Raw genomic sequence first — 20,960 nt, 5'->3', positions numbered from 1 at the left:
TGCGCGAGCCATAGATTCAGCGCCAGTCGATTGTGTCTCCTTGTCGAGCTTGGCACGTGCCTTCTGGACCCTGGTTGTTTGAACTTCGAAGTTTCGGTCCGATCGATCCGGTGCCGCAGTCAACAGGATGCCCAATGAGTGAGCTGATCCATTACCGCCTTGAAGAGGGCCTTGCCCTGATCGGCCTGGACCGGGTGCCGGTCAACGCGCTTGACCAGTCTCTCCGCGCAGGCCTTTCCAATGCCTGCGAACGCGCCGCAGCCGACCCCAGGGTGCAGGCCATCATTATCCATGGCGCGCGTGGCCTGTTCAGTGCCGGGTCCGATATCGGGGAGTTTGGGACCGGCGCCTCCTTCGCCGAGCCGGATCTGCCCAGGACCCTGGTGCGTTTGGCTGGTATTCACAAACCTCTGATCGCCGCTCTTGGCAAGGTCGCACTGGGCGGCGGGTTGGAACTGGCGTTGGCTTGTGGCTACCGCATTGGAGAACCAAACCTGCGTGTCGGTCTGTCTGAGATCAACCTTGGGCTGCTGCCGGGAGCTGGCGGTACCCAGCGACTGCCGCGCCTGATTGGCGCCGAGTCCGCGCTGAACCTCATTCTATCGGGCAAGCAGATTGATGCCGAGAACGCCCGGCTACTGGGAATTCTCGACCGAGTTTCCACTAGTCCCGAGCGGTTGCTGGATGAAGCTCGCGAGTACGCCTACGAGCTGATCGCTTGCCGTGCGCCAGCGCAGCCGGCGGAGGCCTGGCCGGAACCCGCGGACGGCCTACCGGATGACTTCCTCGTCCGCTATCGCGCCGAACACGAGCCCAGTTGGAAAAGTCGCCTCGCGCCGCGCCTGGTGTTGTCCGCCGTGGAAGCGGCCTGCCTGCTACCGCTCGACGAGGGGCTTTTGAAAGAGCTCGCTTTGTTCAAGCAGGCGGAGTCTTCCCGCCAGTCGAAGGCCCTCCGTCATGTGTTCTTCGCCGAGCGCGAAGCGGCTCGGATTCCCGGGGTACGCGACGACCTGCCCTTGCGCAGTATCACCCGGGTTGCGGTCATAGGCGCGGGCACCATGGGCGGCGGTATCGCCATGTGCTTCGCCAATGCCGGTATCCCGGTCGCCCTGCTGGAGCGCGACGGCAAGGCTCTGGACCGAGGCCTGACGATGATTCGCGACAACTACGAATCCAGCGTCCGGCGTGGCAGGCTGCTACCCGATCAGGTGGAGTCACGCATGGACCTGATTTTCGGCACCCTTGACTACGCGGATCTGTCCGACGCCGACCTGGTGATCGAGGCGGTTTTCGAGAAGCTAGAGGTCAAGCAGCAGGTGTTCCTTACCCTGGAGAAAGTGTGCAAGCCAGGCGCGATCCTGGCGACCAATACCTCGTCGCTGGATGTGGACGCCATCGCGGCGACCGTGGCTCGCCCCCATGATGTAGTGGGACTGCACTTTTTCAGCCCAGCCAACGCCATGCGTTTACTCGAAGTGGTGCGAGGCAAGGCCACGGCGCCCGACGTACTGGCCACCACCCTGGATATCGCCAGGCGAATTGGCAAGCTGCCGGTGATTTCCGGTGTCTGTTTCGGTTTCATCGGGAACCGCATGCTTGAGCCATACGCTCGCGAGGCCCATCGCCTGGTATTGGAAGGTGCGACGCCGGCGCAAGTGGATCGTGTGCTCACCGACCTGGACTTGAACATGGGGGTGTTCAGCATGCTCGACCTGGCTGGCATCGATGTGAATTTCCTGGTGCGCGATTCCAATCGGACCGCCAGTGCCCACGATGAGAGCTATTGCCGCTTGGGGGACGAGTTGTACGCCATGGGGCGGTATGGCCAGAAGACCGGGCGAGGCTTCTACCTCTATGAAGGCCGGAACCGGCGGGACGATGCGGAGGTGATCGCGTTGGCCGAGCGTCTGGCGGACGAGCTGCAGATATCCAGGCGCCCGATTGACGACCAGGAAATTCTGGAACGGTGCCTGTTCATGTTGATCAACGAAGGCATCCAACTGTTGGATGAGGGCATTGCCCTGCGCACGGGTGATATCGACTTGGTGTGGATCAACGGATACGGCTTCCCAGCCCACCTGGGCGGCCCCATGCACTACGCCGAGCAACTGGGTCTCGGCACCGTACTGGCTGGCTTACAGCGCTACCGCAATGCTCTGGGCAAGTACGGCGAGATGTGGTTCAAACCGGCACCGTTGCTGGAGCGCCTGGTGGCCGCTGGCCGTAAACGCATCGAGCGGTTCTAAGAGTCCCCCCTGCTCCGGAAGTGGGCCAGTTCGAGGGTGACCACGCCAGCCCTTGCACAGCAACGCTTCCGGAGGAGGCGGGGAGCCAGGCAGCGCATGCTTGATGGGCTCTGCCTGATTCCTCGCCGTCTGCATGCCGGGATACGAGGTGTCCCGTGCTCGCATCAACGTTGCTCTGGCATTTCGCCTGGTTTGTTTTTCGGCTGGGCGGATTGCCAGTGCCATCTCTCCGAGGTTCTCCCATGACTTCCAATCACGTTCAAAACTTTTCCCTTGCCAATCGTGTGGTGCTGATCACCGGTGCGTCCAGCGGTATCGGCGCGCATCTCGCCCGGCTGGCCGCCCGTGCGGGCGCCCGCGTGGTGCTGGCGGCTCGGCGTATCGAGCGGTTGCAGCAACTGGCGGCTGACATCGAGTGGGAGGACGGCCTGGCGCTGCCGGTTACCCTGGACGTCACCAACCGGGCCAGCGTCGAGGCTGCCTTCGATGCCGCTGAAGCACACTTCGGTGTGGTCGATGTGGTGCTCAACAACGCCGGTATCGGTAACGGGCAGCGACCTCTGGAAATCAGTGAAGAGGACTGGCGGGCCATGCTCTCCACCAATCTCGATGGTGTCTGGCGCGTGGCTCAGGTCGCCGGCCAGCGCATGGCCCGCAGCGGGCGCGGCGGCAGCATCGTCAATGTCGCCTCCATCCTCGGGTTGCGCGTGGCGACGGGCTACAGTCACTACTGCGCCGCCAAGGCCGGGGTCGTGCAACTGACCAAGTCGCTGGCTCTGGAACTCGCGCGCTACGGTATCCGCGTCAATGCCATTGCGCCTGGCTACTTCAAGACCGAAATGAATGAGACCTTCTTTGAGGGCGACAAGGGCAGCGATTACATCCGCGCCATGGTGCCCATGCGTCGCCTGGGTGAGCTTCAGGAATTGGAAGGGCCATTCCTGCTGCTGGCCAGCGAGGCGGGTTCGTTCATGACTGGAAGCGTCCTGGCGGTCGATGGCGGCCATCTGGTCAGCAGCTTGTAGTCGGGGCGGGGAGGCGCCGTTCTGCTCGAGCGGCGCGGCTGATTCACTGGCCGCCTCCGATACCGTGCGCGGTGAAGAGGCGGTCCGACGCTCCCTGGTGAGTGCCAGCAGTGAGACCCCGAAGTTGGCCAGGGCGAGATAAGAGGGGGACAGTCACCTGCGATATCTGGATGCCAAGCGCAGCAGTTTCGTCAATGAACTGTCGTTGATCGAAACCAGCACTGAGCGACAAATCACCCTGGTCGACCTGTTCCGGGCCCTCGGCGGATGCTGGGACGACAGGCATTTCGAGTTGGCCGCACTGGCAAGCACTGAGTTACGAACCTTCCCACAATCGGCTATGGAAACATGAATCGACGTGTCGGAATTGGCCCGAGAAGTGATTCAACCCAACATTAACAGGCAGGTGAAGCAATCCATGACGCTGACAGATCAATCCATAGGTATCCGCGAAGGCGAGGAACTCGACGCCGCAGTCATCGACCCGTACCTCAAGGCCCACATTCCCGGCCTCACCGGTACCCCGCGGATCAGCCAGTTCCCCGGCGGCGCGTCCAACCTGACCTACCTGCTGGAATACCCCGAGCAGGAGTTCGTCCTGCGCCGACCGCCCTTCGGCCACAAGGCCAAGTCCGCCCACGACATGGGCCGCGAGTTCCGCATCCTCACCCAACTCAACGCCGGCTTCCCCTATTGCCCGAAAGCCTATGTGCACTGCACCGACGAGTCGGTGACCGGCGCCGAGTTCTACGTGATGGAGCGCGTCAAGGGCGTGATCCTGCGTGCCGACCTGCCGTCCGACCTCAGCCTCGACGAGGATCAGACCCGTGCGCTGTGCCAGAGCTTCATCGACAAGCTGGTGGAGCTGCACAACGTCGACTACGCCGCCTGCGGCCTGGGTGACCTGGGCAAGCCGGAAGGCTACGTGCAACGCCAGATCGCCGGCTGGAGCGACCGCTACGAGAAGGCCATGACCCCCGACGCCCCCACCTGGGAGCCGGTCAAGGCCTGGCTGCGGGAGAAGATGCCCGCCGACCACCACAAGCCGGCCATCGTCCACAACGACTACCGCTTCGACAACGTGATCCTCGACCCGAACGACCCGCTGAAGATCATCGGCGTGCTGGACTGGGAACTGACCACCCTCGGCGACCCGCTGATGGACCTGGGCAACACCCTGGCCTACTGGATCGAGGCCAAGGACCCGGCGCCAGTGCAACTGATGCGCCGCCAGCCGAGCCACCTGCCGGGCATGCTGACCCGCCAGGAGTTCGCCGACTACTACGCCGAGCGCGCCGGCCTGTTGCCCATCACCAACCTCGACTTCTACTACACCTACGGCCTGTTCCGCCTGGCCGGCATCGTCCAGCAGATCTACTACCGCTACTTCCATGGCCAGACCCAGGACAAGCGCTTCGCCCAATTCATCCACATGAACAAGCTGCTGGAGCACATGGCCCTAACGGTCATTGGCGAGTCGCTGCTGTAGTCGGATAGAAGAACCATTCGGCACCTGAGAACAGGTGGGGCACTGACGCTGTCGTCGTATGGGAATCCTGTGAGGATTCCCATGCTTTCACGCTGGTAGCAGCCCCAAGTGCTGCAGAGTCAGTGACTCCCCACCAGCAAGGCCAGTGCCTGGCAAGCCGTTTCTGTTTCCGTTTTGAGACGCTCGAGGTCGCCGTGGGCGGTCCAGGCGACGAGCAGGCCATCGAACAGCAGGATGAGCGTGCGGCTGGTGGCCTTCAGCGCGGCCTTGTCGAGCCGATCACCGATGGCGCGCTCCAGGGCCAGTTCCGTCGCCTCTACCCCCACCGAGTAGATCTTGCTGGCCATTTCCGGCTGGTCGCGCATGGTCCAGAAGAACAGTTCGGACTGTGCCCTGGCCAGTTCCGGGTTGGTTGAGAACCAGTTGACCAATTGGCGAAGCATTTCGGCTGCCGTCTCTGACGGGGTAGTACCTGCAGGTACCTGGTCGAGGGTCTGCTGGGGCAGGGTGAAGAGTGACTCGTAGACAGCGTAGAAGAGCTCGTCCTTGGTCCCGAATACATAGTGCAGGGAGGCGAGGGGGCAACCAGCGGCAGCGGCGATTCGCCGTGTGGTGGCATTAGCCACGCCATGTTCGGCGATCACCTTGACCGTCGCCTTCACGAAATCCTGTCTGCGCAGGTCAGCACCCACTCTGGCCATGAAAGATTCTCCGTTCCTGTCGCTATGCCGCTAATGCCCAGGCTGGGGCAGCGCCGGCGGATGCTACCCCATGCCTCTTCACGGCGTCATGGAGCGATATGTATCTGTTAATGGCTTCTAAGCTTTGGAAAGACCATTCGGCGTGGAGCTCGTACCCAGTGTCTGTCTTCTTCTGCATGGTAAAAATGGGTAACACTCGTTTCGTAAATTCCCAAGTTGGTGCGTGCGCTTGACGCAAATTGGTGCGTGGTGGGTGTTCAAGTACCACATCACAGTTGTTATAAAAATATTAAGTAACTGATATTTAAAGAAAAAAATCATTAACCCAGGTTGGCACATGGTTTGCTTTTGATCGATTGACTTGGTCAGGTGATCAAGTCGAATGATCAGAAGTCTGGCACAGCTCGATTCTTCCTTCCAGGAAGCTCCGGTCGCCGGTTAAAGCCCCATGAGGACCTCCCAATGAAAGACGTGATTCAGCGCCCCGATGTCGGCAACTCCCTCGCAGGTGGAATCAGGCAACTGCTGGTAGCGCTGGCGGCATCGGCCGCCTTCTGTTCGGTTCAGGCTGCAGAGAACGATGCATCTCGACTGGGCACCACGCTAACGCCGTTGGGAGGGGAGGTTGCCGCCAGCGCCGATGGGGTGATTCCAGCCTGGACGCCGCCGGGTCAGCAGGATTCGGGGTGGAGCTACGGCCAGGTGCGTGGCCAGCACTGGAAGTTCAAGGATGACAACCCGCTCTTCAGCATCGACTCCAACAACGTTGCGAAATACGCGAGCAAGCTTTCGCCTGGGCAGTTGGAGTTGTTCAAGAAGATCCCAGGCTATCGCATGGACGTGTACCCGACCCGTCGCAGCTGCGGTGTGCCAGATTTCGTCGCCGAAAACACCAGGAAGAACGTCGGCTTCGCCAAGCTCGACGCAAGCGGTCTTGCCCTGGAAGAGGCCCACGTCCCCGGCATCCCCTTCCCGCAGCCCACTACGGGTGCGGAAGTGATGTGGAACATGAAGATGCACTACCGCGGCGTCGGCTTCCACATGACCAAGACCATCTCCGGTATTTCCCCGCGCAAGGCCGGAGGCGACTGGCTGAACACCTCACTGGACTGGACAATGTTCACGCCTTGGGGCGAGAAGGGCAGCAAGCTGTTTTCCTCGACCGATGGTCTGGAGACAGCGACCTACTTCTCCTATTTCGATCCGGTTTCCCTGGCCGGTCAGGCCGGCGTGCTCACCACCAAGGCGGGTGAGCAGACCACTACCTTCTATTACTTCCCAGGCCAGCGTCGGGTGCGTCGCATGCCGGCTTATTCCTATGACGCACCGCAAATCGGTCTGGACAATCAGTACACCATCGATGAGTCCAACATCTTCTACGGCCCAATGGATCGCTTCGACTGGAAGCTGGTCGGCAAGCAGGAGCTGATCGTGCCCTACAACTCCTTCGGCGCCTATGACACCTCTGCAAAGGTCGAGAGCTTCGCCAAGGACGACGCCATCGCGCCCGAGTTCCGCCGCTACGAGCAACACCGCGTCTGGGTGGTCGAGGCCACCGTACGCCAGGGTATGCGTCACCAGGCGCCGAAGCGTGTGTTCTACATCGACGAGGACAGCTGGAACGGCCTGATGGCAGTCGACTACGACAAGCAGGGGCAGATCTGGAAGGTGCGTGAGGGCTTCACCATCCCGGTGTACGAGACCGGCAGCTGCGATATGGAGGCCCAGGTTCAGTACAACCTGGTCGATGGCCGTTACCTGTATGACATGACCTCGGTTGGCGCGGGCAAGGATGACCACCGCTGGATCACCGAGGGTGGCAACAACTCGCGCATGAAGCGCGACTTCTATACCTCCGACAACCTGCGCTCCATCAGCGAGCGCTAACCGCGAATCAGGGTGCCGACATGAAAAGAATAATTTCCCAAGCATCGGGCCTGGCCATTGCGTGTGCCGCACCGCTGGCCCTGGGGTTTACCTTCGAGACGGAAAATATCCGTGGCTCTTTTGACTCCACTATCTCGGCGGGCATGGGAGTGCGTACCCAGTCTCCGGGGTGTGATCTGATCAATGCTGGTGCGGGTGGCCACAATCCCCCCGCCGGCTGCCTGGACCCTACCGTTTCCGGTATCGGCGACCAGGGCAACATGAACTATGGCAAGGGTGATCTGTTCACCAACTACGTCAAGGGCGTCCACGAGTTAGTGCTGAAGTTCCCCGAGGACTTCACCTTCATGGCGCGTGGTAGCTGGAAACGTGACTTCGCCGCTACCGATACCACGGGGGCGTTGGGGGCCGAAACTCAGTTCCGGCAGGCCTTGGGCTCGGATATTGGCCGCGACGGGTTGACCGATGATGCGCGTGACGAGCTGAAGTTCAAGGCGCGCCTGCTCGATCTGTGGGTCAGCAAGAGCTTCGATGTGGCCGACCAACGGGTTCGCGCGCGCCTGGGCAACCAGGTCATCAACTGGGGCGAGAGCCTGTTCGCGATCGGTGGCATCAACGCCACGAACGCCTATGACTTCCAGGCGCTCTCGAGTCCGGGCGTCCAACTCAAGGAAGCCGTGCTGCCGGCACCTATGCTCAGCGTCGCCACGGGGCTGGGCTACGGCGTGAACGTCGAGGCGTATTACCAGTTCGGCTGGAACAAGAGCGAATTGCCTCCAGTGGGCAGCTATTGGTCGACTTACAACGTGATCGGCGAAGGCATGGAAGCCTATGGGTACGACGACAAGGATGCCCGTGACAGCGGCCAGTGGGGACTTTCGGTACGCTGGCAGCCTGAGGATAGCGACGTGAACTACGGCTTCTACGTGATGCGCTATCACGACAAGCTGCCGCAGGTGTCCTACAACCAGGCGACTTTTGCCCCCACCTGGGTCTACCCGGAAGACCGCATGCTTTACGGCATCAGCGCCAACGGGCCGATTGGCGACTGGGCGGTGGGCACCGAGCTGTCCTATCGTCCCAAGGAGGCAGTACCGCTCAACCCCTTGCCCGGGCTCGCATTCGGCCCCGCTCCTTGTTCAGGACGGGGAGGGGAATGCTGGAAGGACACCGAGAAATACCAGTGGCACCTGACCGGCATCTACAGCATGACCAACGCCAACTCCCCGGACCTGCTCGAGTTCACCGGTGCGAGCACGGGCACCTTCCTGTCCGAACTGGTGCTGGTGAAATACCCGGGGCTGCATGACAGCTACAACGGCGAACTGGTGGCTGCGGGGGGCAACACCTGGGTGACGGACCTGTCGCAGTTTCCGCCCAGGGCCCATGGCGACAAGAGCTCCTCGGGGGTTCATGTCGATTTCAGCCTGACCTATGACGGCACGCTCATCCCGGGCTGGACCGTGACGCCGGGAATCTATTACCAGCAATCCCTGGGCAATGGCCGCACACCATCGATCTATTCGACCTATACCCGCGATGCCAGCGCGATGAATTTCTATGTGAACTTCGTGCGCAACCCAGGTAATTGGCAAGTCAGCCTGAACTACGCGAAGTTCAACGATGGTGATACCCCTTACGACCAGTTGCTGCGTGATCGGGATTACGTTGGCCTTTCGGTTTCGCACTCTCTGTGAGGCATGTTGTGAATAATCCTGTTGTAGAGATAACCGACGTGAGGAGGCGTGGCGTGCTGCCACGCCTGGAGGACTGGCTATTCAAGCAGCGCTGGGCAGTATTGGCGCTGCTGGCCGTCTTCACCTTGGGCATGGCCTGGTTCGCCGTACAACTACGCATGGAGGCTGGCTTCGAAAAGCAGTTGCCGATCGGTCATGAGTACGTCGAGACCTTCCATGCCTACCGTAACGATCTGATCGGGGCGAATCGCCTGACCATAGTAGTCAAGGCGCGCGAAGGGGACATCTGGACCGTGGAGGGGCTCAGGCGTCTGTATGACGTGACTCAGGCGGTGACCTTCCTGCCCAGTGTTTCGCGCAGTAGCGTGCAGTCATTGTGGACGCCCAACTCCTTCGTCAACGAGATCACCGAGGAGGGCTTTCGCGCCGACCCGTTGATCCCCGGTACGGTGACGCCGGAGCGCCTCGACAAGGAGATCATCGGCAAGATCGCCAGCTCCACGGCTCAGGGTGGCTTCATTGGCACTCTGGTTTCACGTGACCAGAGCAGTGCGATGATCACCGCCGAGCTCAACGAGGTCGATGCTTCTGGAGCCCAGCTGGACTATGTGGCCTACAACCAGATCCTGGAGCAGCAGATTCGCGCGAAGTTCGAGGACGCCGGGTTCGAGATCCAGATCATCGGGTTCGCCAAGCAGATCGGCGACATCGCCGATGGTGCCGCCGCGGTACTGGAGTTCTGCTTGCTGGCGCTGTTGCTGACCGCTGCCGCGGTGTACTGGTACTGCCACTCCGTGCGCTTCACCCTGCTGGCCCTGGGCTGTTCCCTGACCTCGCTGGTCTGGCAGTTCGGCAGCCTGCGTCTGCTTGGCTACGGCCTCGACCCTCTTGCCGTGCTGGTGCCGTTTCTGGTGTTCGCTATCGGGGTGTCCCATGGCGTGCAGCAGATCAATTACATCGTGCGCGAAATCGCCTGCGGCAAGAGTGCCGAGCAGGCCGCGCGCTCCAGCTTCAGTGGTCTGTTGATTCCTGGCACGTTGGCGTTGGTGACGGCCTTTGTGTCTTTTGTCACGCTGTTGCTGATCCCGATTCCGATGGTGCGCGAGTTGGCCATCACCGCGTCGCTTGGCGTGGCCTACAAGATCATCACCAACCTCGTGATGCTGCCGTTGGTGGCCTCAATGCTCAAGGTTGACAGCCGCTACGCCGCCGCCGAGGAGCTTTCCCGTGAGCGTCGCAGCCGCTGGTTGCACGGCCTGGCTCGTCTCGCCGAATGGCGCAATGCCCGGTTGGTATTGGTTGTGGCCGGACTGGTGTTCGCCGTGGCTGTGTGGCAAAGCCATGATCGGGTGGTGGGTACGTTGCAGGCCGGTGCGCCGGAGCTGCGCGAGGACTCCCGCTTCAACCGCGATGCAGTGTCCATCGCCAGCAATTACGACATCGGCCTGGACTGGCTCAGCGTAGTCTTCGAGGTCCAGCCGGATGAGTCGGGCGCGGTCGTCGGTGCCTGTGAAAATGTGGCCTTGGGGCAGTACCAGGACCGCTTCGTATGGGCTATGCAAGGTGTTCCCGGGGTCTTGTCCGTCGCCTCGTTCTCCAACGGTATGCGCCAGTTCAACGAGGGCTACAACGAGGGGAATCCGAAGATGAGCGCGGTCCCCATCGACTCGATGAACTACTCCTCGCTGGCCACTGAGGTCGCTCGTATCTCAGGCATCATGCGGGCAGATTGCAGCATGACCGCCGTACACCTGTATCTGGCAGACCACAAGGCCACCACTATCAAGCAGGTGATCGAAGCGGCCAAGGCCTTCCGTGCGAAGTTCCCCATGCCAGGCGTCGTGGTACGGCTGGCCTCGGGCAATGCGGGGGTGCTCGCGGCCATCAACGAGGAGGTGGAGAAGAGCGAGACACCGATGTTGCTGTACGTTTACGCGGCCATCGCCTTGCTGGTGTTCGTGGTTTACCGCGACGTACGTGCCGTGCTGGTGTGCTGCTTGCCGCTGACCATCGGCACCTTCATCGGCTACTGGTTCATGAAGGAGCTACAGATCGGTCTAACCATCGCCACGCTTCCGGTGATGGTGCTGGCGGTGGGCATTGGCGTCGATTACGCCTTCTACATCTACAACCGCATCCAGTTGCATCAGGCCCATGGCCAACCCATCGTCAAGGCGGTGGAGCACGCGCTGCTAGAGGTCGGTGTAGCGACCATCTTCACCGCCATTACCCTGGCCATAGGCGTCGCCACCTGGTCGTTCTCCGAGCTCAAGTTCCAAGCCGACATGGGCAAGCTGCTGGCCTTCATGTTCATGATCAACATGGTCATGGCCATGACGGTGCTGCCGGCATTCGCCGTATGGCTGGAGCGGGTATTCCCGCGTAAAGGCCCGGTGCGCATGATTGGCGCGCTGGCGCACTGAGGTGAAAATGATGAAATTCGTTCAATCACTCGTCGGGGCAGCGCTTGCCGTCCTGCTGCCGCTGGCTTGCTCGCACGCTGCGCCCCTCGAGAGCGTGCCGGCAGCCCCATCGAGTTACGCCGCCCAGGCGACCGTGCTGGGCGCTACATGGGCCAATGGACGCTTGGTCGCCGTGGGTGATCACGGCATTGTGCTGCTATCCGACGATCGCGGACGGAGTTTCCGTCAGGCCCGCTCAGTTCCGCTTTCCTCCCCCCTTACCGGGGTGAGCTTCGTCGATGCCAAGCAAGGCTGGGCTGTCGGCCATTGGGGAGCGATCTTGAAAAGCAGCGATGGCGGTGACTCCTGGCAGGTCCAGCGCCTGTCCAGTGAGGAAGATCGCCCGCTGTTCGCGGTGCATTTCTTCAATGCTAGGCAGGGCGTCGCCGTAGGCCTCTGGTCGCTGGTTCTGACCACCGATGATGGCGGTACAACCTGGACCGAGCAGACGCTGCCAGCGCCGGAGGGGTACAGCCGCGCCGACCTCAATCTGATGGGGCTTTTCGCGGACAACCACGGCAACCTGTTTGCGACTGCCGAACGTGGCCAGGTGTTGCGCTCCGACGATCAGGGGAAAAGCTGGCGCTATCTGGACACCGGCTACGAAGGCACTCTGTGGTCCGGTGCTGTGCTGGCCGATGGGACTCTTCTGGTCGGTGGCCAGCGCGGCACGCTGCTGCATGGATCTGCGGATGGGCAGCAATGGCAGCGGGTTCCCCTTGAAAGCAAGAGCTCCATCACTGATGTGGCGGTAGCTGGCCCGCAAGTGGTTGTGGTCGGTCTGGATGGGCTGATGGTGCGCAGCAGTAATGGCGGACAGAGCTTCACGGAGCAGCATACGGCCGACGGGGTTTCGCTGACGGCTGCACTGCTTGACAGCAATGACAATCCCGTCCTGTTCTCGCGCCGTGGTGTTGTCCCCGTGCAGACTCAGTGATGCAAACATTGCCAGCCTCGCGCGGCGGCTATCGCTGCCGCGTGAGGCTGGCGCAAGGTGTGAGCGTGACCCTTTGGGGCCCCGTCGTGACCCGGCGCTCGGCCCCATCTTTTTTGCGCGCGAGCCAATGATGGAAACCACTGTGTTTGCGGAGGGCCCATGTTTTCCGGAAGAAAGTTGAAGCGTCTGGCTGAAGAAGTCAGCTCGCGAATTTCGTCTTTGTTGAATGGTTCGCCCATCCCCGACTTCCAGGGTGGACTGATCGAGCAGTATCCGTGGCTGAGCGACAGCTTCGATGTGCTGGAACGACGGCTTAGTCTTCAGGAGGCGTCTGGAGGCGAGCCGCTACAGGGAGTGCTTGAAAGCGCTATGGTTGAAGACCTGAATGCGTGCCTGCAGACGGCCAGGGACGAAATGAAGGAGCTGCAGCGCGAAATCGAGGCACGCAACCTGACGCTATCCGAACTGAACGAACAGTTGGCGCTGTACAGAGACAAGGAGCGGGTCTGGGAGGTCACCCGGAATGCACTGACCGAGGTCTGCTGGGAGCTGCTGATTGTCGACGGCGACCCGGAACATCCGGGGAATCAGTTGCGCTGGTCGAAGCAGTTCCGCGAACTCGTGGGCTACTCGGAACGGGATTTCAACGACGATTGGGATGGCTATTTCTCAATCGTGAATCAGGATGATCTGAAGCAGGTCGTGAAGGTGGTCACCGAATACCTGCGCGTGGGAGACCTATCCGTCCCCTATACGGTCGAGTACCGAATGAGGCACAAAACCAGGGGTGAGGTCTGGTACCGGGAAAGAGGGCAGGGTGTCTTGGACTGCGACGGCACGCTTTCTCGCATCATTGGGGCCGTGCGGGACATCTCGGACGAAAGGTTGGCCGAAGCCGTCCATGCGCAGGAGGTCTCTGGCATGCAATCCACCTACGATCAGATTTCGCAAGTCGTGGGTGTGATCAAGAGCATCGCCGACCAGACCAATATGCTTGCCCTCAATGCCGCTATCGAGGCGGCACGAGCCGGTGATGTGGGGCGGGGCTTCTCGGTAGTGGCCGACGAGGTGAAGAAGCTAGCGGCACGCACCAGAGAGGCTACCCAGAAGATTCAGGAAATGCTGACTTCAAGATCGATCTAGTCGCTCGGTAAGCTCGAAGTGCGCCGCTTTTCATCGGAAGGCCTTGCTCCATGACTGGAAATCATGTCCGGATATCGGTTTGCTGATGCAATAGCCTTGCGCCTCCTCGCAACCCCAGTTCGATAGCATTTCCATGGTCGAAACCGACTCGACGCCTTCAGCGACCACTTCCATGCCCAGGCTGTGGGCAAGCTTGATGATGGTTTCCACGATGGCTGCTGACTCGCTGTCGCTATCGAGGTCCTTCACGAAGGACTGGTCGATCTTTATGTAGTCGACGGGAAGATTTCGGAGATAGGCAAGGGACGAGTATCCGGTTCCGAAGTCATCGATGAACAGCTTGAAGCCTGCTTCGCGTAGCTGCATGAGGACGTGCCGGGCAATTGAGAGGTCTTCCATGATGCAGCTTTCGGTCAGCTCGAACTGGATCCAGTCCGGTGTGCCGCCCCAAGTCTCCAGGGCTCTCGAGATCTGCTCGAACAGCTGTCGGTCCCGAATGTCATGGGGCGACAGATTGATGGCAATGGGTACCGGCTGGCCTGCACCATGCCAGGCATGGCTTTCGCGAACGGCGGCTGCCAATACCCAATGTGTGAGCCGGGTAATCAGGCCTGCGCTCTCCGCAAAGCCGATAAATTGGCCCGGGCCCATCAGGCCGCGCTCAGGGTGCCTCCAGCGCACCAGTGCTTCCACGCCACTCACCTGCCTTGATTGCATACGCAGTTTGGGTTGGAACATCAGGAGCAACTCGTCGCCATCGATGGCCCGACGCAGGTCGGTCATCAGAATCAGCCGCTGAGCGTTGTCACTGTCGAGCGCGCCTGCGTACACGGCAAGTTTTTCCGTACTGCGTCTGGCGCCATACCGGGCAACATTCGCGCGACGCAACAATGAATCAGGGTCAGTCCCATGTCCCGGGAACAGGGTTATACCGATACTGCAGTCAGCGGGCAAAAGCAGGGCGTCCAGCCCGAACGGCCTGCTCAAGGCTTCCAGTGCTTTGCGCGCGGTTTGTACCGCGTGGCTGGCATCCATCCCTGGAAGCAGCACCGAGAAAGAGGATTCGGCTATACGGGCGACTATTTCGTTGGCGTTCAGCATTTCCCGCAGCCTTGTCGCCACTTCCTGCAGGAGTCGGTCACCCTCGCGGTAGCCCAACGTTTCGTTGATTTCGCGGAAATTGTCGACCTCGACATGCAGCAGGGCAATCGGGTCGTGCGAATCCCTTGAGGTGGCAATGGCCGTGCTCAGGGCATCCCTCATGGACAGGCGATTGGGCAGGCCTGTCAGTTCATCGAAATAGGCCATCCTTCGGATGCATTCTTCAGCGTGCTTCTGCTCAGTGATGTCGGTGATGAACCCCTCTAGCGCGAGCACCGTTCCGTCCGCGGAGTAGACCCCACACCCTTTGTCCCAGACCCATTTGGTCTGTCCTGTTGCGGTTCTGATTCTGTAGGTGGATTGGTAGGGCGTCCTGGTCTTCAAGGCCCTGGAAACCTTGCGCCTGAGCGAGGCAATGTCGTCAGGGTGAATGACATCGACCATCCTGACGGTTCCCGCGATGAGCTCGGCGGCGGAATAGCCGATGAGCTTCTGGCAGCCCTCGCTGACGACCTCAAGACGCCAGGAAACATCATTCAGGCTCCGATAAGCCACGCCGGGGAGGTTGCTGACCAGGGTCTGCAACGTGCGCTGGCTCTCCCGAAGTCTATCAAGTGCACCAGCTTCACTGCGGGCTACCTCCAGCTGGCTTTGCAGTGAGGCGCGATGCTGCAACAGGTTGGAGGTCTGGTCCGCCAGCAAGCGGAGGGCTTCGACCTGCGAGGCATCGAGACGGCGCTTCACCGTATCCGCTACCGAAAGCACGCCGACCACGTCCCGCTCCGCCACGGTGACCGGGACGCCGGCGAAGAGCCTGATACCTGTTGGCCCCGATACCAGGACGCAGTGCTGGAGAAGTCGATTCGTGGAGGCATCCTCCACATACACCAGTTCGTTGGACTCCACCACTGCAGCGCTCAACGAGCCCGCCCGGGGTATCTTCCCGGATGTCACCCCCAGCTTCGCACCAAACCACTCTTGCTCCTTGTCGAGGAACGTCAGCATGGCAATGGGTACCTGGCATGCGATAGCGGCCAACCTGACGTATGCGTCGAGTTCGGGATCGGGTAACGGGTCGCGGATGTCACGAAGTTGAAGAGCTGTCATCTCCAGGATCCTCTACCGGAAAAGTCGGCGCGATGGCGAGGGTGCCAGCCGTACGGCTGCCCGGCGTCCATTCGTGAGGGAGGAGAGCGGGTGGCGCTCCGCTGTAATTGTAGCTTTGCTGCGGCGCGTGGCCGCCCGTGGAAGTGCGGTGCTGACAAGAGGGAAGGGAGTCGGCACCCACCTGGGATGCCGACCCTGGAACTTGAGCTGAGAGCGTTAGAACTGTGCTTCAGCGAGTTCGTAGAGGCTGTCAGCTCCCCCGCGCACGCAGGCCGCCAAGCCCTCGATGCGGGGCAGGATGCGGTTGAAGAAGAAGCCTGCAGTGGACAGCTTCGCCGAATAGAACTCCGGGTCTGCGTCCATCCTGCTCTTGGCCACGCTGGCCATTTTCGACCAGAGGTAGGCGTAGGTGACGTATCCGAACAGGTGCAGGTATTCCACCGAGGCGGCGCCCACTTGGCGGCTGTCCTGGCCAGCCTGATCACGCACCCAGTAGCTGGTTTCCTCCAGCTTCTGGACAGCATCGAGCAGGGCAGCGCGATGCTCGACGCCGGACTCTTCAGCGTAGCGGCGAATCTCCGCAAGGAACTCGTCCAGGGCCTTGCCGCCATCGGCGAGTACCTTGCGGCCTAGCAGGTCGAGGGCCTGGATGCCGTTGGTGCCCTCGTAGATCTGTGCGATGCGCACGTCGCGTACCAGCTGCTCCTGGCCCCATTCGCGGATGTAGCCGTGGCCACCGAATACCTGCTGGCCGTTTATACAGCTTTCCAGGCCAGTGTCGGTGAAGAAGGCCTTGGCCACCGGGGTGAGCAAGGCCACCCGGGTCTGCGCCGCTTCGCGCGTCACGGCATCGGCGCCGTGCTTGGCGATATCCAGCTGGGCGCCCACATAGGTCGCCAGGGCGCGGCCTCCCTCGTTCAGCGCCTTCATGGTCAGCAGCATGCGGCGTACGTCGGGGTGGTGGATGATCGGATCGGCTGCCTTGTCCTTGGCTACAGGGCCACCAGGGGCACGGCTTTGCAGGCGGTCGCGGGCATAGGCCACTGCGGCCTGGTAGGACGCCTCGGCGCAGCCGATGCCCTGGATGCCGATGGACAGGCGCTCGTAGTTCATCATGGTGAACATCGCCGCCAGGCCCTTGTTGGGCTCGCCGACGAGCCAGCCGGTGGCGCCATCGAAGTTCATCACGCAGGTGGCCGAGGCCTTGATGCCCATCTTGTGCTCGATGGAACCGCAGGACAGTGCGTTGCGCTCGCTCAGGGTGCCATCGGCACTCACCAGGAACTTGGGTACCAGGAATAGCGAAATACCCTTCGGTCCGGCCGGGGCATCGGGCAGCTTGGCCAGCACCAGGTGGACGATGTTCTCGGTCAGGTCCTGCTCGCCGCCGGTAATGAAGATCTTGCTGCCGGAAATGGCGTAACTGCCATCGGCCTTGGGTTCGGCGCGGGTGCGAATGAGGCCGAGGTCGGTACCGGCATGGGCTTCGGTCAGGCACATGGAACCCGCCCAGCGGCCCGCGTACATGCGCGGCAGGTAGGTTGCCTTCAGTTCGGTGCTCGCATGGGTATCGATGGCCAGGCAGGCACCGCTGCTCAGCACCGAATACAGGGTGAAGCTGCTGTTGGCCGCGTAGAGCATTTCCTCGACGTGCACGGCGAGCATCTTCGGCATGCCCATGCCGCCGAAATCCGGGTTGCCGGACAGACCGACCCAGCCGCCCTCGGCGTAGGTGGCGTAGGCCTCCTTGAAACCAGTTGGCGTAGTCACCACACCGTCGCGCCAGCGTGCGCCCTCCTCATCGCCGCTGCGGTTCAGCGGTGCCAGGGATGAGCTGGCCAACTTGCCGGCTTCCTCCAGGATGGCACCTGCGGTGTCGATATCGAGGTTGCCGGCGAAGCCGGGCAGAACCGACCATTTCGCCTCGGCATCGAAGACATCGTCCAACAGGAAGTGGATATCGCGCAGGGGGGCCTTGTAGTCGGTCATGGTCGAATCTCTGGAGTTGGAATGGGGTTGGCGGTTGTTAGCAGGCGCATGAGGACCTCGCAGCGTTGCCGCTCGTCCAGCGGATAGATCGACAGCCACCGAGGCAGGTGCTCGAACAGTTCCAGGGCTGGCACGCTGCTCTGCCCGGGACCGATCAGACCTACGGCGCATAGCAGCAAGTCGAGCTGCCGGCGCAACTGCTGGCGCAGGCGGTCGATGTACAGCCGCTGGTTTGGTTTGAGACAGCCGGCGTCGCGGGATGCCAGCTGGAAGTGCAAGGGGTGAGACTCGTGTAGTGCTATTAGCCTCTGGATTACCACCTGCAGGGTCGCCTTGGGGGACTCCCGGCGGTGGCGGCGGTCGAACAGAGACAGCAGCGCCATGTAGTGCTCTTCGATGAACTCCAGCAGCAGCTCTTCCTTGCTGCTGCAGTGGTTGTAGAGCGAACCGGCGGTGAGTTCGAGATGGCTGGCCAGTTCCCGCAGGCTGACCTGGGCGAAACCGCGCTGGGCGAACAGTTCCAGGGCTCTGGGGCGGTTGCGTTCGAAGCGCGAGCCAGCGCTGGCGGCCGGCGATACGGGCTCGATGCACTTGGCTGTATTCATGTTTCAAACCCTTTCGTTTGGACGAGACGAGGCTGGAATGTCACCGCCGCGAAGGCGGAACGCGCCGAAGGAACCGGTCGGGATACCGCAGGATCCGTGTCGTGGGCGGAGTCCGGCTGACGTGCCCCGACCGGCTCCCTTCAGACGCGTTCGAAGATGACGGCGATGCCTTGGCCGCCGCCGATGCACATGGTGGCCAGGGCGTAGCGGCCCTTGATCCGTTGCAGCTCGTGGATCGCCTTGGTGGCGATGATCGCGCCGGAGGCACCGATCGGATGCCCCAGGGAGATGCCGGAACCGTTGGGGTTCACCTTCTCCGGATCGAAACCGAGTTCGCGCGACACCGCGCAGGCCTGGGCGGCGAAGGCTTCGTTGGACTCGATCACGTCGAGGTCGGCCACGGTCAGCCCCGCGCGTTGCAAGGCCAGGCGGGTTGCGGGGATGGGGCCGAGACCCATCACGGTAGGCTCGACGCCCGCATGGGCGTAGGCAACCAGACGGGCCATGGGCTGCAGGCCCTGGTCCTTCACCGCGTCGCCGGTGGCCAGCAGCAGGGCGCTGGCGCCGTCGTTGAGGCCGGAGGCGTTGCCGGCGGTAACGGTGCCGCCTTCGGTGAAGGCCGGCTTCATCTTCGCCAATTGCTCGAGCGTCACCTCAGCGCGCACGTGCTCGTCGATCTCGAACTGGGTCACGCCCTTGCGGGTCTGGATTTCCACGGGGACGATCTGGCTAGCGAAACGTCCCTCGGCGATGGCGCGGGCCGCGCGCTGCTGGCTCTGCAGGGCCAGGGCATCCTGGTCTTCACGGGTGATTCCGTGCAGCTTGGCGACGTTCTCAGCGGTGATGCCCATGTGGATGCCGTGCAGCGGGTCATGCAGTGCGCCGAGCATGAAGTCGAGCATCTTGCTGTCGCCCATGCGCGCGCCCCAACGTACGCTGGGTACCAGGTAGCCGCCCTGGCTCATGCATTCGGCACCACCGGCAATGGCGATTCGAGAGTCCCCCAGCAACAAGCCCTGGGCGGCGCTGACGATAGCTTGCAGGCCAGAGCCGCACAGGCGATTGACCGAGAAGGCCGGGGTTTCCTTGGGAATGCCCGCCTGCAGCGCGGCGACTCGACTTATGTAGGCGTCCTTGGGTGTGGTAGGAATGACGTTGCCGAACACCACATGTTCCACCTGTTGCGGATCGCAATCGGCGCGCGACAGGGCGGTACGGGTGACCAGGGTGGCCAGTTCAGCGGGCGGGGTGTCCTTCAGGGTGCCGCCGTAGGTGCCGATGGCGGTGCGCACCGCGCTGACAACGAAAACTTCAGGTCTGTTCATCTGAGACGCTCCTGGATTGATGGTCGGGAGTCTAGGGGGGGAGCGGGCTACCGACCTATGCCGGAATTGCGCGCACTCGGATGTCGAATTTGGACATATCAGCTGATGGACAAGGACTATGACGGGCAACGCTTTGGAGCACATCGTCCGGACAAATGACTCGGTGGCCGCCTATTTCGTAAAGGCTGCGATGCACCGGTTGGCACATGTTCCGAAGCGCGTGGAGGCGCTACTGCGCGAAGCCGGTATCGAGCCGTCCTGGCTCGATGAGCCACTACGCCGGGTGCCGGCGGACTCGGTGACGCGACTGTGGCTACTGCTCACCGAGGAACTGGGAGATGAGTTCTTCGCCTTTGATTCCGGCGGTATGCCCCGTGGTACGTTCGCGATCATCTGCCGCAGTGTGCTCCACGAGCCGGATCTGGGGCGTGCACTGCGCCAGTGCCTATCCGGCTTCAATCTGTTCCTGCGTGACATCCGCGCGCACCTGGAGTTGCGCGGCAGTCGCACTGCAATCGTTCTGCAAACCCGTATCAACGATCCTGCCATTCGGGGTGTTGCCGAGGAGATCTATCTCAGCATGGTCATTGGCGTGGCCTGCTGGATGGTGGGGCGCCGGCTCAATTTCGACCGTACCCAGTTCGGGCATCCGCCGCCTCCACACGGAGCCGACCCCCTGCTCTGGGGACCCTGGATCGAGTTCGAGGCCGGGCGTACCGAGGTGGAGTTCGGATCCGCCCAGCTGTCGCTGCCGGTGATCCGCAACTTCGCCAGTCTCAAGCAGTTCCTCCGTCACGCGCCAGAGGGCGTGGTGGTGCGATTCCGTAATCGATCAGGGCTTTCGGCCGACGTCTATCGCCGCCTCAAGACCTCCCCCGAGCTGGACTGGCCGTCCCAGACGCAGATGGCAAGTCAGGTGTCGATGAGCGAATCCGCCTTCCGCCGACAACTGGAGCGTGAGGGTTTTTCCTATCAGGTGATCAAGCACGAGGTGCGTAAGGCATTGGCCTTCGATTACCTCAACGATGAGACCTTGAGCATCTCCGAGATCGCAATTCGTTGCGGATTCCAGGAGCCCAGCGCGTTTCATCGAGCCTTTCGCCAGTGGACCGGCATGAGCCCGGGACGCTACCGGGACACCCAGGCCGCCGGCAGGGGCTGAACCCAGCGCGGCAAGCGCCCGCCTTGTCGCGTAACCCGCCATTCCCAGGCTCGACGCCTGCTGACCCACCGTCGCCTGGGCCTT

The 20,960-nt window shown here is 61.8% G+C and carries 13 protein-coding genes and 3 pseudogenes; 11 read left to right on the top strand and 5 right to left on the bottom strand.

The features are described from left to right. Positions 1-134: 134 nt before the first annotated feature. The 4 genes and pseudogenes from THL1_RS17265 to THL1_RS17255 all read left to right on the top strand — a co-directional run bounded on the left by THL1_RS17265 (position 135) and on the right by THL1_RS17255 (position 4,760). On the top strand, positions 135-2,246 hold the full coding sequence (locus tag THL1_RS17265) for a 3-hydroxyacyl-CoA dehydrogenase NAD-binding domain-containing protein (protein WP_069084378.1): 2,112 nt from the start codon (positions 135-137) through the stop codon (positions 2,244-2,246). A 242-nt stretch (positions 2,247-2,488) separates the two neighbouring features. Further along, positions 2,489-3,271: an SDR family NAD(P)-dependent oxidoreductase gene (locus THL1_RS17260; RefSeq protein ID WP_069084377.1), complete on the top strand. Its 783-nt coding sequence runs from the start codon at positions 2,489-2,491 to the stop codon at positions 3,269-3,271. Between the two features lie 37 nt (positions 3,272-3,308). Next, positions 3,309-3,623 (top strand): annotated as a pseudogene (locus THL1_RS30735) (hypothetical protein); the annotation flags it as partial. Between the two features lie 66 nt (positions 3,624-3,689). Next, the gene (locus THL1_RS17255; protein WP_069084376.1) at positions 3,690-4,760 is read left to right on the top strand and encodes a phosphotransferase family protein; all 1,071 of its coding nucleotides are present in this window, start codon (positions 3,690-3,692) and stop codon (positions 4,758-4,760) included. A 119-nt stretch (positions 4,761-4,879) separates the two neighbouring features. On the opposite strand, the gene THL1_RS17250 is transcribed toward THL1_RS17255, so the two are convergent. Continuing rightward, positions 4,880-5,461 (bottom strand): TetR/AcrR family transcriptional regulator, encoded by a 582-nt coding sequence (locus THL1_RS17250; protein WP_069084375.1) that lies wholly within the window; start codon positions 5,459-5,461, stop codon positions 4,880-4,882. Positions 5,462-5,923: 462 nt separating this feature from the next. Between THL1_RS17250 and THL1_RS17245 the strand changes: the two genes are divergently transcribed. From THL1_RS17245 to THL1_RS31415, 6 genes and pseudogenes are all read left to right on the top strand, one after another. Next, positions 5,924-7,348, top strand: a complete 1,425-nt coding sequence (locus THL1_RS17245; RefSeq protein WP_069084374.1) for a DUF1329 domain-containing protein — start codon at positions 5,924-5,926, stop codon at positions 7,346-7,348. Between the two features lie 20 nt (positions 7,349-7,368). Continuing rightward, on the top strand, positions 7,369-9,045 hold the full coding sequence (locus THL1_RS17240; RefSeq protein WP_083245928.1) for a DUF1302 domain-containing protein: 1,677 nt from the start codon (positions 7,369-7,371) through the stop codon (positions 9,043-9,045). A gap of 53 nt (positions 9,046-9,098) precedes the next feature. Further along, positions 9,099-11,468, top strand: a complete 2,370-nt coding sequence (locus tag THL1_RS17235) for an efflux RND transporter permease subunit (protein WP_083245927.1) — start codon at positions 9,099-9,101, stop codon at positions 11,466-11,468. A gap of 10 nt (positions 11,469-11,478) precedes the next feature. Next, a complete protein-coding gene (locus THL1_RS17230) occupies positions 11,479-12,444 on the top strand; it encodes a WD40/YVTN/BNR-like repeat-containing protein (protein WP_069086546.1) in 966 nt (321 codons plus the stop codon). Between the two features lie 159 nt (positions 12,445-12,603). Next, positions 12,604-13,329 (top strand): annotated as a pseudogene (locus THL1_RS31130) (PAS domain-containing protein); the annotation flags it as partial. A gap of 18 nt (positions 13,330-13,347) precedes the next feature. Beyond that, positions 13,348-13,569: pseudogene (locus THL1_RS31415) on the top strand (methyl-accepting chemotaxis protein); the annotation flags it as partial. 48 nt (positions 13,570-13,617) lie between these two features. Here THL1_RS31415 and THL1_RS17220 read toward each other — a convergent pair. The 4 genes from THL1_RS17220 to THL1_RS17205 form a co-directional block, all read right to left on the bottom strand. After that, a complete protein-coding gene (locus tag THL1_RS17220) occupies positions 13,618-15,795 on the bottom strand; it encodes a putative bifunctional diguanylate cyclase/phosphodiesterase (RefSeq protein ID WP_069084372.1) in 2,178 nt (725 codons plus the stop codon). Positions 15,796-16,011: 216 nt separating this feature from the next. After that, complete coding sequence (locus THL1_RS17215) at positions 16,012-17,784, bottom strand: acyl-CoA dehydrogenase C-terminal domain-containing protein (RefSeq protein ID WP_069084371.1); 1,773 nt, start codon at positions 17,782-17,784, stop codon at positions 16,012-16,014. Next, on the bottom strand, positions 17,781-18,389 hold the full coding sequence (locus THL1_RS17210; protein WP_069084370.1) for a TetR/AcrR family transcriptional regulator: 609 nt from the start codon (positions 18,387-18,389) through the stop codon (positions 17,781-17,783). Before THL1_RS17210 ends, THL1_RS17215 begins: the two co-directional genes overlap by 4 nt. 140 nt (positions 18,390-18,529) lie before the next feature. Further along, positions 18,530-19,858: an acetyl-CoA C-acyltransferase family protein gene (locus THL1_RS17205; RefSeq protein WP_145928325.1), complete on the bottom strand. Its 1,329-nt coding sequence runs from the start codon at positions 19,856-19,858 to the stop codon at positions 18,530-18,532. Here THL1_RS17205 and THL1_RS17200 point away from each other — a divergent pair. Continuing rightward, a complete protein-coding gene (locus THL1_RS17200) occupies positions 19,833-20,876 on the top strand; it encodes an AraC family transcriptional regulator (RefSeq protein ID WP_069084368.1) in 1,044 nt (347 codons plus the stop codon). The two genes, THL1_RS17205 and THL1_RS17200, sit on opposite strands and share 26 nt — an antisense overlap. Positions 20,877-20,960: the final 84 nt, after the last annotated feature.

It is taken from the genome of Pseudomonas sp. TCU-HL1, from assembly GCF_001708505.1.
GTDB lineage: Bacteria > Pseudomonadota > Gammaproteobacteria > Pseudomonadales > Pseudomonadaceae > Metapseudomonas.
Note: the sequence above shows the minus strand (reverse complement) of the source record. Positions and strands in the feature narration are given on the sequence as shown.